An 11,455-nucleotide genomic window follows, 5' to 3' on the forward strand; every position below is an offset into this window, starting at 1 on the left:
CAGGGTCCGGGAACCCCAGGTGGGGTCCGGGCTCAGACCTGGGCGTGGTGCTCGACCAGGTCGCGCAGCGCGCGGGCGTCCGCGATCGCCTGCGCCTGGCCGACCCCGGACTGGATGCCGACCGCGGCGAGCGAGGTGCCGTCGGCGAGGTCGAGGGTCGCCCACGGGTCGCCCTGGCGGAAGTTGACCCGGACGATCTCGGCCCAGGCGAGCCGACGGCGGCGGACGAAGTTGACCACCGTCACGCCCTCCGCGTCGGCGCTCACCCGGGGGCGGGCCAGCATCAGGCCGACGCCGGCGAACAGGACGCCGCTGGCCGTCATCATGATCCGGTCGTTGAGCTGCCAGTTCTCCGGGAGCAGCACGGCCATCGCGGAGAACAGCACCACCAGCAGCACGCAGACCGGCAGCAGCACGGCGCGGGTGCGGCGCGGCGCCCAGGTGACAGGGAACTCGACGGGCGGCGTGGACACGGGGGATCTCCGGGGGGTGGTTCTGGTGACGGCAGCACGAGGGGCGGGGACGCGGTCGGCGTCCCCGCCCCATTGAACCGTTCTTTACTCGTGGACCGGTGAGCAGGTCACCGGGCGAGCGGGCTCACCCGGGCATCGCGGTCGCTCGGTCGCCGCGGTCACCCGGGCGAGCGGGCCGCCCGGGCCGGCGGGTCAGAGGCGGCAGGCGTGGATGTTGGTGACCAGGATGGCCCGGGCGCCGATGCTCCACAGGTCGTCCATGATCTGCTGGGCCTCCTTGCGGAGCACCATCGAACGCACCGCGACCCAGCCCTCGGTGTGCAGCGGCGAGACGGTCGGCGACTCCAGGCCCGGGGTGAGCGCGACGGCGGCGCTGACCTTCTCGGCGCGGATGTCGTAGTCCATCAGCACGTAGCGGCGGGCCACCAGCACGCCCTGGAGGCGGCGCAGGAACTGCTCCACCCGCGCGTCCTCGCCCGCGCCCTTGGGCCGGATCACCACGGCGTCGGAGACCAGGATCGGCTCGCCGAACACCTCCAGGCCGGCGTTGCGCAGGCTGGTGCCGGTCTCCACCACGTCGGCGATCACGTCGGCGACGCCCAGCTGCACCGCGGTCTCGACCGCGCCGTCCAGCTTGGTGACCGTCGCCTTCACGCCGTGGTCGGCCAGGTGCTGCTCGACCAGGCCGGTGTAGGAGGTGGCGATCCGCAGGCCCTCCAGGCCCTTGACGTCCTCGACCGTCACGCCCTCGGGGCGGGCGAAGCGGAAGGTCGACCCGGAGAACCCGAGGGCGAGCACCTCCTCGGCGTTGGAGTGCGAGTCCAGCAGCAGGTCGCGGCCGGTGATGCCGACGTCGAGGCGGCCGGAGCCGACGTAGACGGCGATGTCGCGCGGGCGGAGGAAGAAGAACTCCACCTCGTTGTTCGGGTCGACGAGGACGAGTTCCTTGGGGTCCTTCCGCTGGCGGTAGCCGGCCTCATGGAGCATCTCCGCCGCGGGACCCGAGAGAGAACCCTTGTTGGGGACGGCGATGCGCAGCATGGGAGGTTGCTTCCTTACCTGTAGGGAGGATGGGCGTGCTCGGGAGAGCGGGGTGTCTAGAGGTACTTGTAGACGTCGTCGAGCGTCAGCCCGCGGGCGATCATCATCACCTGAAGGTGGTACAGGAGCTGCGAGATCTCCTCCGCCGTCTGCTCGTCCGACTGGAACTCGGCGGCCATCCAGACCTCGGCGGCCTCCTCGACGACCTTCTTGCCGATCGCATGGACGCCCTGCTGGACGAGCTGCGCGGTACGGGAGGACGAGGGGTCGCCGGTGGCGGCCTTCTGCTGGAGCTCGGCGAAGAGCTCCTCGAATGTCTTCGAAGCCATGATGGGGCCACCTTACGGCGTGCGGGCGGACGGACGGTAAACGGTCCCGGAGCGTGGACGGTCCGGTGGACCTCCGCGCTCCGGGACCGTACGGGCGTCGTCAGAGCGCGGCGCGCAGCACCACGGCGGTGGCGACGGCGGCGGTGACGGCCTCGTGGCCCTTGTCCTCGGCGGAGCCCGGCAGGCCCGCCCGGTCGATCGCCTGCTCCTCGTTGTCGCAGGTCAGCACACCGAAGCCGACCGGGACGCCGGTGTCGACGCTGACCTGGGTGAGGCCGGCGGTGGCCGCCTGGCAGACGTAGTCGAAGTGCGGGGTGCCGCCGCGGATCACCACGCCGAGGGCCACCACGGCGTCGTAGCCGCGCTCGGCGAGGCGCTTGGCGGCGACCGGCAGCTCGAAGGTACCGGGCACCCGCAGCACGGTCGACCCGGTGACGCCCAGCTCCTTGAGCGCGCGGTGGGCGCCGTCCAGCAGGCCGTTCATCACCTTGTCGTGCCACTGGGCGGCGATGACGGCGACCTTGAGGTCGGCGGCGCCGTCGATGGTCAGCTCGGGGGCTCCGTGGCCACTCATGCTTCCTACTTCCTGTCTGTCGCTGGTTCGGGGGTGTTTCAGGAGCCGAGGCCGGGCAGGTCGTGGCCCATCCGGTCGCGCTTGGTGCGCAGGTAGCGCAGGTTGTGCTCACCGGGCGCGATCTCGACCGCTTCGCGCCCCTTGACCTTGAGCCCGTGCTCGGTGAGCGCGGTCAGCTTCTGCGGGTTGTTGGTGAGCAGGGTCAGCGAGCGGACGCCGAGGTCCACCAGCATCTGGGCCGCGATGCTGTAGTCGCGGGCGTCGGCGGGCAGGCCGAGGTCCAGGTTGGCGTCGACGGTGTCCCGCCCCTGCTCCTGGAGCTCGTACGCGCGCAGCTTGTGGGCCAGGCCGATCCCCCGCCCCTCGTGGCCGCGCAGGTACAGCACCACGCCGCGTCCGGCCTCGGCGACCCGCTGCAGCGAGGCCTCCAGCTGCGGGCCGCAGTCGCAGCGCAGCGAGCCGAAGACGTCACCGGTCAGGCACTCGGAGTGAACCCGCACCAGGACGTCCTCGCCGTCCGGCAGCCGGCCCTCCGCGTCCAGGCCGCCGGCCACCAGCGCGAGGTGCTCGACGCCGTCGATGGTGCCCCGGTAGCCGACGGCGGTGAACTCCCCGTTCGCGGTGGGCAGCGCGGTGGCGGCGGCCCGGTCGACGTGCAGCTCGGTGCGGCGGCGGTAGGCGATCAGGTCCTCGATGGAGATGATCGCGAGGCCGTGCTCGCGGGCGAAGGCGACCAGCTCGGGCAGCCGGGCCATGGTGCCGTCGTCGTTGACCACCTCGGCGATCGCGCCGGCCGGCGGCAGCCCGGCGAGCCGGGCCAGGTCGACGGCGGCCTCGGTGTGGCCGGGGCGGATCAGCACGCCGCCCTCGACGGCGCGCAGCGGGAAGACGTGCCCGGGGCGGGTGAGGTCGCCGGGCTCGGTGCCGGGCGAGGACAGCAGCCGTACGGTGCGGGCGCGGTCGGCGGCGGAGATGCCGGTGTCGACCCCCTCCCGGGCGTCCACCGAGACGGTGTACGCGGTGCCCTTGCGGTCCTCGTTGACCTGGGTCATCGGCGGGAGCTTGAGGCGGTCCAGCTCCTCGCCGGTCATCGGGGCGCAGATCACGCCGGAGCTGTAACGGATGGTGAAGGCCATCAGCTCGGGGGTCGCGGCGGACGCGGCGAAGACGATGTCGCCCTCGTTCTCGCGGTCCTCGTCGTCGACCACGACCACGGCCCGGCCGAGCGCGATGTCGGCGATCGCCCGCTCGACCGGGTCGAGGACGAGCTCGGGCCCGGTGGCGCCGCTGCTGGACTGGTTCTCGGTCATACCGTTGCTCCCTGCGGGACGGTGGCGGACTTGGCGCGCGGCTCACGGGTGCTCAGCCACCAGGAACGCAGGCCGAGCAGCACCAGGACGAAGTAGACGGAGTACGTGAGGCCGGAGAAGGTGTAGCCGCTGTTGAAGGCGAACGGCACGCCGACCGCGTCCACCGCGATCCAGGCGAACCAGAACTCCACCCAGCCACGGGCCTGGGCGACCATCGCGGCCAGCGTGCCGACGAAGATGTAGGCGTCCGACCAGGGGCTCCAGGAGAGGCTGGGGAAGGACGTGAAGAGCAGGGCGAGCGCCACCGTGCCGGCCGCGGTGCCCGCCGCCAGCGCGATCCGCTCGGGCCGGCGAGCGAACCGTACGGCGATCGTGCCGCCGTCGCGGCGGCCCCGCTGCCACTGCGCCCAGCCCCAGGAGGCGGTGGCGATCACGATCAGCTGCTTGCCGATCAGGCCGGGGACGTGGCCGCCGAGGTAGGCGGCGATGAGCACCGCGCCGGACAGCAGCTGGACCGGCCAGCTCCAGACCGAACGGCGCCAGCCGAGCGCGAGCCCGCCGAGACCGAGGATGTTGCCGAACATGTCGGCCCACTTGACGTGTTCGCCGAAGACGGTGAACGCCTCGCCGCTGAGCCAGCTCACTCGGACTCCCCCGGGGTCGCGTCGATCGACAGGTCGGGCAGGTTCGGCAGGGTGCGGGACTCCAGGAGGCGCTCGACGTACTTCGCGAGCACGTCCACCTCCAGGTTGACGCCCTCCCCGACGGTCTTGGCGCCGAGCGTGGTCAGCGCGAGGGTGGTCGGGATGAGGCTGACGGTGAAGCTGTCCCTGGCGGCCTCCACCACGGTGAGGCTGACGCCGTCGACCGTGATCGAGCCCTTCTCCACCAGGTAGCGGGAGATCGTGCCGGGCAGCGAGAACCGCAGGACCTCCCAGCGCAGGTTGCCCTCCGCGTCGCGCTCCCCGGGCTCACGGCTCAACAGCCGTCCGGTGCCGTCGACATGACCCTGGACCAGGTGGCCGCCCAGCCGGGCGCCGAGCGCCATGGCGCGCTCCAGATTGACCCGGGAGCCGGGTGCCAGCTCGCCGAGGCTGGAGCGGTGCAGCGTCTCCGCCATCACGTCGGCGCTGAACTCACCGGCGCCGGCGGCCAGTTCCTCCGGGCTGTCGACAACGGTCAGGCACACGCCGTTGACCGCGATGGAGTCGCCGTGACGGGCACCCGTACAGACCACCGGGCCACGCAGGCGGATGCGCGAGGAGTCGCCGATCTCCTCGATCGACACGACCTCGCCGAGCTCTTCGATGATGCCGGTGAACACCCGGGTTCTCCTCGCGCTTGGGGCGCGGACTCCGGGGCGGCAGGGGAGATGACACGGACGGGCACCGGCTCGCGGACCCGCGGCACGACCCGTCGCCGGGGATGCCGAGGCCACCGGGAGATCGCTCGCCCGGCACGGGAGACACCGCTCCCGCCACACACCTGACCGAGGTCCGGGAGGCGGTCGCCTGCCGATGGACCACGGGTACTGCTCTTCGTCCGCCCGCGCACGCCTCCCATCCGGACTTTAACCGTCGGTCCAGGAATTTCACCTGGTCAACCGGCCGCTGGCTGCGGACGGGTCGCGGACTGTAACCGCCGGTTCGGATTTTCACCGACCCCGGAGTGCGCTGAACGTCACTGCTTGATGCCGTCATTGTGCCACGGCCCGCGCAAGGGCGGGGAGAGCCCCCGGCTGTGGTCTGTTTCACGGACTTGCGGGGAATGCGCGGCCGTGTGCCACCCGCGCCGCCTCCCCGGGCGGGGGGTGGTGGCCATGGGCTTCAGGGCACGGTGGGGGCGGTGATCGACGTGAAGTGGGTGACCTCCGGGGGGTGGGCGAGGTAGCTCAGCTCGCCCTCCGACCAGACCGGCCGGATCCGCCACATCGGCCCCGCGTACCCGCGCAGGGCCTCCTCGTCGCGCCAGCGGCTCACCACCAGCACCCGGCGCCCGTCCTCGGACACCGAGCGCAGCAGTTCGCCGCCGAAGCAGCCCTCGGTCCGCCCGAGCTGCGGGATCACCTGGGCAGCCAGGTGCGCGCAGAACTCCTCGATGCGACCGGCCGTGACCTGCCCGGCCCAGATTCTGACGATCACGACCACCACCTCCGGCTGCGGCTGCCGTCCCGGGTCCCGCCGGCCCTGGCCCCAGTCGTCCCCGGCGAGCTGTCCCTGGCCCCCATTATGAGCGTAAAACCGCTGGTGGGGAGGGGTGGGACCGGGATTTCACAGAGGGGATCCGGGGGTGCCGGGACAGGGCCCTCCGAGCGGCCTCGGCTACATTCCCGGTATGACGACCACACCGGAATCTGTCGCTTTGTCAACCACCGCGCCGGACCGGCCGGGCAGCCTGTTCGACGCCCTCCGCGCGGGCGCGCTCAGCGATCCCGCCCAGCTGCGCGAGATCTACGAGCAGCCCGGCGACCAGGCGCGCCGCAAGCAGGTCGACCGCCTGCACGAGGTCGCCCAGCGCCTGATCGCCTGTTCCTCGCTGGTGTTCGTGGCCAGCTCGGACGCCGCCGGGCGCTGCGACGTCTCCCCGCGCGGCGGACCGGCCGGGCTGGTCTCGGTGCTCGACGAGTACACCCTGGCCATTCCGGACGCCACCGGCAACAAGCGGTTGGACACCCTGCACAACATCCTGGAGACCGGTCGGGTCGGGCTGCTCTTCGTCGTCCCGGGCCGGGACGCCACGCTGCGGGTCAACGGACGGGCCTGCGTCTCCACCGACCCCGAGCTGCTGCGGCAGCTGACCGCCGTCGGCAAGCCGCCGCGCAGCGCGATCGTGGTCGCCGTCGAGGAGGTGTACGGGCACTGCCCGAAGGCCTTCCTGCGCTCCTCGGCGTGGAAGCCGGAGAACTGGCTCGCCAAGGACGCGCAGCCGAGCTCGGCGGAGGTCACGCTCTCGCACCTGCGGGACGAGTCGCTGACCGTGGAGATGATCGAGCAGTACGAGCGGGAGGCGCTGCTGTACCGGTACGAGTGAGGTCGGCGGCGCGGTGGCGCTGCGCTCCCGCTTCGCGGGGCCCGGCGGGCGGGGGTCGGCCGCCCGCCGAGGGGCGCCCGCCGGGGTTGGCCATCCGCCGGGCCCCGTGCGTTCAGGCGGCCTTGGAAACGTCCGCCCCGGTCGCGTCGTCGGCGGCCCGCTGGACGGCGTCGACGCCCTTGTGCGCGGCTTCCTTGCTGGCGTAGCCCTGGCCGGTGGCGACGATCCCACCGTTGCCCGCCTTGAGTCGGAACCGGTACTTGCCACCGGAGTCCCGGTAGACCTCGAACTTGCCCGGCATCCGGGCCACCTCCTCGTGGGGCGCACGGTGCGCCCGCTGATCGGCCCCCGGCAGCACCGTGTGCCCCGGCGCCGGGCGGCCGCACCCGGGCGGCACCCGGACGGGTGAAGCCGGGTTCACCGGCGTTCGCGGGGGTGCCGGGACGGCCGCCGGTGGTTTGAATGGACGGATGGACTGCGTCTTCTGTGCGGTGGTGGCGGGCGAGGAGCCGGCGCACCAGGTGCTGGACGACGAGGTGGCGGTGGCCTTCCTGGACCGTCGGCCGCTGTTCCCCGGGCATGTCCTGGTCGTGCCGCGCGCCCACCACGTGACGCTGGCCGACCTGCCGGCCACCGAGGTCGGACCGTTCTTCCTGCGGGTGCAACGGGTGGCGACGGCCGTCGAGCACGGGCTGGGCGCGGCGGGCAGCTTCGTGGCGGCGAACAACCGGATCAGCCAGTCGGTGCCGCACCTGCACGTCCACGTGGTGCCGCGCAATCCGCAGGACGGGCTGCGCGGGTTCTTCTGGCCGCGGCGGCGGTATCCGGACGAGGCGGGGGCGGCGGAGGTCGCGGCCCGGCTGCGGGAGGCGCTGGCGGACTGAAGGGGGTGGGGCACCTCGGGGCGTACCTCTGCGGGAGCATCGGCGGGGGTCGATATCGTTTTCCGGGCGGACGATCCGGTCCGCAGGGGGCACCTAGGCTCGCGAGCATGAACGAACTCGCCTGCCTCGTGCAGCAGACGGCCGACCGGCTCGCGGGCCGGCACGTCGGTGTGGTGGTCGCCGGGCTGGCCGGCGGCGACGTGGAGATCCGCGGTGCCGGACGGACCGGTCCGGGCGGCGGGGTGCCCGGGCCGCACACGCTGTTCGAAATAGGTTCCGTCACCAAGGTGTTCACCTCGCTCGCGCTCGCGCGGCTGGCCCTCGACGGTGCGGTCCGGCTGGACGAGCCGCTCGCCGAGGTGCTCACCGGGGCGGCCGGCGGACCCGCCGTCGTCCCTGCCAAGGGCCCGCAACCGATCACCCTGCGGCACCTCGCCACCCACACCTCGGGGCTCCCCCGGCTGCCCCGGGGCATGGTGGTGCAGTCGCTGATGTCACCCAACAAGCCGGATCCGTACGCCGATTGCACCGCCGAGCGGGTGCTCGACGGGCTCGCGCGGACACGGCTGCGGGCCGCGCCCGGGCGCGGCTTCCGCTACTCCAACCTCGGCGCGGGGCTGCTCGGCCTGGCCCTCGCGCAGCGGTCCGGCGTCGGGTACGAGGGCCTGGTGGCGCGCGAGGTCTGCGCGCCGCTCGGCCTGGTGGACACCTGCGTGCGGTCGGACCCGGAGCAGTCCGCGCGGCTGGCACACGGGCACACCCCGGGCGGCCGGCCGGTGCCGTACTGGAACCTCGCGGCCGTGCCCGGCATGGGCGGGCTCCGGTCGACCGCTGCCGACCTGGTGGTGTTCCTGCGGGCCCAACTGGCCGCCGGACGCGAGCCGGGCGCGCCGCTGTCGCCCGCGATCGCCCTCACCCGGGAGACCCGCCACCGGGTCAACCCGTTCGCCTGGACGCACCTGGGCTGGCTCGGCCACCGGCTGCACACCCAGCAGGGCGGACACCTCCAGATCTGGCACAACGGGGGGACGGGCGGGTTCAGTTCGTTCGCGGCCTTCGACCCGGAGAAGCAGGTCGGCGTGGTGGTGCTGGCCAACACCCGCCGGTCGGCCGATCCGGCGGGCACGGCGCTGCTGCGCAGGCTGCAGAACGGGTTCGCGGCGGCGGGGTGAGGGGCCGCCGTTCCCCGGCGGCCGGGAGGTTTCCACCCGAATGCGGCGAATATGCCGATCGGCACTGTTGGCGGGCGCAGCGAGGAGTCGATCCTGGGCATCCGACGATGGCGGCTCCCCCGAGGGGCCGCGGAGCGGAAGGAGCTCGGCATGACGGTTGCGCTGCTGCCCGGGCGGGCGTTCCCGCCCGGCCCGGGAGGCGTCTGCCCCGTTCGTACCCACCCCCGTGGCGGGTGGTCCCGGCCGGGGCGCGATGATGAAGGGGTCGTTTCGGGCCAAAAAGTGCCGATTGGCACTGTCGCCGGGGGCGACGGGCGGTCGATGCTGGGGATCCGGCAGTCGCGGCTCCGAAGGGGAAGTCCGCCGAGTGAAAGGGGGCCGGCGTGGCGGTGACGTGGTCGCCGACGCGGGTGCGGTCGGCGGGTTCGGCCGGTGCGGTCGGTGCGGTCGGTTCTGCCGACGGGCTCGGCCCGGTGGTGCAGGTGCACCGGCGCTTCCGGCCGCTGTCCTGGCCGGCACGGGTGTGGTTGCACTCCTGCGGGGTGTCCGTCTCCGTGGCGGTCTGTCTGGCGCTCGGCGAGTGGTGGCCCGCACCCGTGCTGGCCGCCGCGGCGGTGGTGGCGGTGAGCGGGTACGAGCGGCTTCGGCCGGCGCCCGGGCTGCGGTCCGTACAGGTCCACGAGGGCGGGCTGGTACTGGTCTCGGCGGACGGCGGCGAGGAGACGCTGCCCTGGCATGCGATCGAGGCCACCGAGTACTCCCCCGGAGGGCTCCGCGGGGAGCACGAGCACGGGCGAATATGGCCGGCGGGCGCGGGCGAGCCGCTGGTGCTGGCACACCTGCGCGGGCTGGACGGGCTGTTCCGGGAGCTGGAGGACCGCCTCTCCCCCGGGCTCCGGGCCGCGCTGCACGAGACGCTGCGCGCCGAGGGGAGCGTCCGCTTCGCACGGGGGCGGCTGACGGTGACGGTCGGCGGGCTGGCGCACCGGCCGCCGCACCCGCTCGCCGCGACGGAGGCCTACCGGTGGACGGAGGTGCGCTCGGCCCGGGCGTCCGGCCTCGGCGAGTTGGAGATCCGGACACACTCGGCCGGTCTCCCGCTCACCTTCCCGGTGCCCAACGCCCGTGCGGCCGCGGACTTCCTGGAGGACCTCCGGACGGCTTCCGCCAGGTGACCACCCTCGGCGGCCGCCCGCCCGAAGCGGCCCGAATCCCGCAAGAAGCCGACCCTTAGGGGGTACCACGCGCCCTTCCCGGAAGGGATCAGTACGCCGCTGAGTGGACGTCAGTTCCCTTTCCCGCGATCTACCGTCGCCGCTATGAGCCGACTCCGCACGACCACCGCCGCGGCAACCCTGCTGCTCGCCCTGCCGCTGTCCGTCGCCGCTGCCGCGCCCGCCCTGGCCGCGCCGCCCATCGCCACCGACTCCGCCACCACCGCCCCGGCCGGCCCGACCACCCGGGCCGCCGCCCGGGTCGAACTCCCGCGTCCGACCGGGCCGTACGCGGTCGGGCAGGAGGTCCTGCACCTGGTGGACCAGAATCGTCCGGACCCGTGGGTGCCCTCCGCCGGCCCGCGCCGGCTGATGGTCTCGATGTACTACCCCGCGCACGCCGGGACGGGCACCCCCGCCCCGTACATGACGCCCGCCGCCGCCCGGGCAATGCTGGACGGGAAGCTGCCGGGCAACACCATCCCGACCGAGGCGGTGTCCGGCACCCGGACCTGGGCGGAGTCCGGGGCGCGACCGCAGGGCGGCCACTACCCACTGGTGGTCCTGTCTCCCGGCTTCACCATGCCGCGCGCCACCCTCAGCAGCCTCGCCGAGGACCTGACCAGCCACGGCTACGTCGTCGCGGTGATCGACCACACCTACGAGAACACCGGGACCACCTTCCCCGACGGGCAGACGCTCCCCTGCGAGGCGTGCAGGAAGGCCATGAGCGACGAGGACAGGGCACGCCTTGAGGCAGGCCGGGCGAAGGACGTCTCCTTCGTCATCGACCAGCTGACCGACCGCCCGCACCCGGCCTGGCGCTACGCCCGGCTGATCGACCGCGACCGGATCGGCATGGCCGGGCACTCCGCCGGCGGCGCCTCCACCGTCCCGGCCCTGCTCACCGACGACCGGATCCGGGCCGGGGTGAACCTGGACGGCACCATGCACTACCTGGTGCCCGAGTCCGGCCTCAACGGCAAGCCGTTCATGATGATCGGACACCCAGTGCCCGGCGGCGGCGAGGACCCGAGCTGGCTCACGAGCTGGGCCCGACTGGACGGCTGGAAGCGGTTCCTGACCGTCGACGGCACCGACCACAGCAGCTTCACCGACTACCCGGTCTTCTTCGACGGGCTCGGCATCCCCAAGGGCCCGTACACCACCATCGGGGGCCAGCGGGCCGTCGCCCTCACCCGGCAGTACGTCGGGGCGTTCTTCGACCTCCAGCTGAAGGGCACCCCGCAGCCGCTGCTCGACGGGCCGAGCGCCGCCAACCCGGAGGTGCGGTTCACCCCCTGACGGCCGGCCCCGAACGGCGGCGGTCCCCGGGGCGGGGCCGGCGGCAGAGCGCCGACGGCCCCGTCGGCGTGCGGGCCGACGGGGCCTGGCAGCGCCGCCGAGGCCGGACGGGGCGGGGCGTAG

At 73.4% G+C, this 11,455-nt stretch carries 14 protein-coding genes and 1 riboswitch; of the genes, 5 read left to right on the forward strand and 9 right to left on the reverse strand.

What is annotated here, in order from left to right; all coding sequences use genetic code 11:
- Positions 1-32: 32 nt before the first annotated feature.
- The 8 genes from AB0O11_RS08870 to AB0O11_RS08905 form a co-directional block, all read right to left on the reverse strand.
- Positions 33-473: a PH domain-containing protein gene (locus tag AB0O11_RS08870; protein ID WP_363383409.1), complete on the reverse strand. Its 441-nt coding sequence runs from the start codon at positions 471-473 to the stop codon at positions 33-35.
- Between the two features lie 192 nt (positions 474-665).
- Positions 666-1,514, reverse strand: coding sequence for an ATP phosphoribosyltransferase (hisG, locus tag AB0O11_RS08875; protein ID WP_224274149.1), 849 nt, complete (start codon positions 1,512-1,514; stop codon positions 666-668).
- Between the two features lie 56 nt (positions 1,515-1,570).
- Positions 1,571-1,843: a phosphoribosyl-ATP diphosphatase gene (locus tag AB0O11_RS08880; protein WP_097238956.1), complete on the reverse strand. Its 273-nt coding sequence runs from the start codon at positions 1,841-1,843 to the stop codon at positions 1,571-1,573.
- Positions 1,844-1,943: 100 nt separating this feature from the next.
- On the reverse strand, positions 1,944-2,417 hold the full coding sequence (gene ribH, locus AB0O11_RS08885; RefSeq protein ID WP_363383412.1) for a 6,7-dimethyl-8-ribityllumazine synthase: 474 nt from the start codon (positions 2,415-2,417) through the stop codon (positions 1,944-1,946).
- Between the two features lie 38 nt (positions 2,418-2,455).
- Positions 2,456-3,727 carry a bifunctional 3,4-dihydroxy-2-butanone-4-phosphate synthase/GTP cyclohydrolase II gene (locus tag AB0O11_RS08890; protein ID WP_363383413.1) on the reverse strand — a complete coding sequence of 424 codons (1,272 nt, stop codon included), beginning with the start codon at positions 3,725-3,727 and terminating at the stop codon, positions 2,456-2,458.
- Positions 3,724-4,311 carry a nicotinamide mononucleotide transporter family protein gene (locus AB0O11_RS08895; protein WP_363383569.1) on the reverse strand — a complete coding sequence of 196 codons (588 nt, stop codon included), beginning with the start codon at positions 4,309-4,311 and terminating at the stop codon, positions 3,724-3,726. The genes AB0O11_RS08890 and AB0O11_RS08895 overlap by 4 nt, the downstream gene beginning before the upstream one ends.
- A gap of 56 nt (positions 4,312-4,367) precedes the next feature.
- A complete protein-coding gene (locus AB0O11_RS08900; RefSeq protein WP_363383415.1) occupies positions 4,368-5,051 on the reverse strand; it encodes a riboflavin synthase in 684 nt (227 codons plus the stop codon).
- A gap of 223 nt (positions 5,052-5,274) precedes the next feature.
- Positions 5,275-5,402, reverse strand: a riboswitch (FMN riboswitch).
- A gap of 151 nt (positions 5,403-5,553) precedes the next feature.
- Positions 5,554-5,868, reverse strand: coding sequence for an antibiotic biosynthesis monooxygenase (locus tag AB0O11_RS08905; RefSeq protein WP_363383417.1), 315 nt, complete (start codon positions 5,866-5,868; stop codon positions 5,554-5,556).
- 193 nt (positions 5,869-6,061) lie between these two features.
- On the opposite strand from AB0O11_RS08905, the gene AB0O11_RS08910 reads away from it, so the two are divergent.
- Positions 6,062-6,757: an MSMEG_1061 family FMN-dependent PPOX-type flavoprotein gene (locus AB0O11_RS08910; protein ID WP_363383418.1), complete on the forward strand. Its 696-nt coding sequence runs from the start codon at positions 6,062-6,064 to the stop codon at positions 6,755-6,757.
- 112 nt (positions 6,758-6,869) lie between these two features.
- Here AB0O11_RS08910 and AB0O11_RS08915 read toward each other — a convergent pair whose 3' ends face one another.
- Complete coding sequence (locus tag AB0O11_RS08915; RefSeq protein WP_363383420.1) at positions 6,870-7,058, reverse strand: DUF1508 domain-containing protein; 189 nt, start codon at positions 7,056-7,058, stop codon at positions 6,870-6,872.
- A gap of 169 nt (positions 7,059-7,227) precedes the next feature.
- Between AB0O11_RS08915 and AB0O11_RS08920 the strand changes: the two genes are divergently transcribed.
- The 4 genes from AB0O11_RS08920 (at position 7,228) to AB0O11_RS08935 (ending at position 11,332) form a co-directional block, all read left to right on the forward strand.
- A complete protein-coding gene (locus AB0O11_RS08920; protein WP_363383421.1) occupies positions 7,228-7,641 on the forward strand; it encodes an HIT family protein in 414 nt (137 codons plus the stop codon).
- A 107-nt stretch (positions 7,642-7,748) separates the two neighbouring features.
- Positions 7,749-8,813: a serine hydrolase domain-containing protein gene (locus AB0O11_RS08925; RefSeq protein ID WP_363383422.1), complete on the forward strand. Its 1,065-nt coding sequence runs from the start codon at positions 7,749-7,751 to the stop codon at positions 8,811-8,813.
- Between the two features lie 542 nt (positions 8,814-9,355).
- Positions 9,356-9,988 carry a hypothetical protein gene (locus AB0O11_RS08930; RefSeq protein ID WP_363383424.1) on the forward strand — a complete coding sequence of 211 codons (633 nt, stop codon included), beginning with the start codon at positions 9,356-9,358 and terminating at the stop codon, positions 9,986-9,988.
- A gap of 144 nt (positions 9,989-10,132) precedes the next feature.
- Complete coding sequence (locus AB0O11_RS08935) at positions 10,133-11,332, forward strand: alpha/beta hydrolase (RefSeq protein ID WP_363383426.1); 1,200 nt, start codon at positions 10,133-10,135, stop codon at positions 11,330-11,332.
- The last annotated feature ends 123 nt before the right edge of the window (positions 11,333-11,455 follow it).

It is taken from the genome of Kitasatospora sp. NPDC093102 (assembly GCF_040683915.1).
In the GTDB taxonomy this organism is placed as follows: Bacteria; Actinomycetota; Actinomycetes; order Streptomycetales; family Streptomycetaceae; genus Kitasatospora.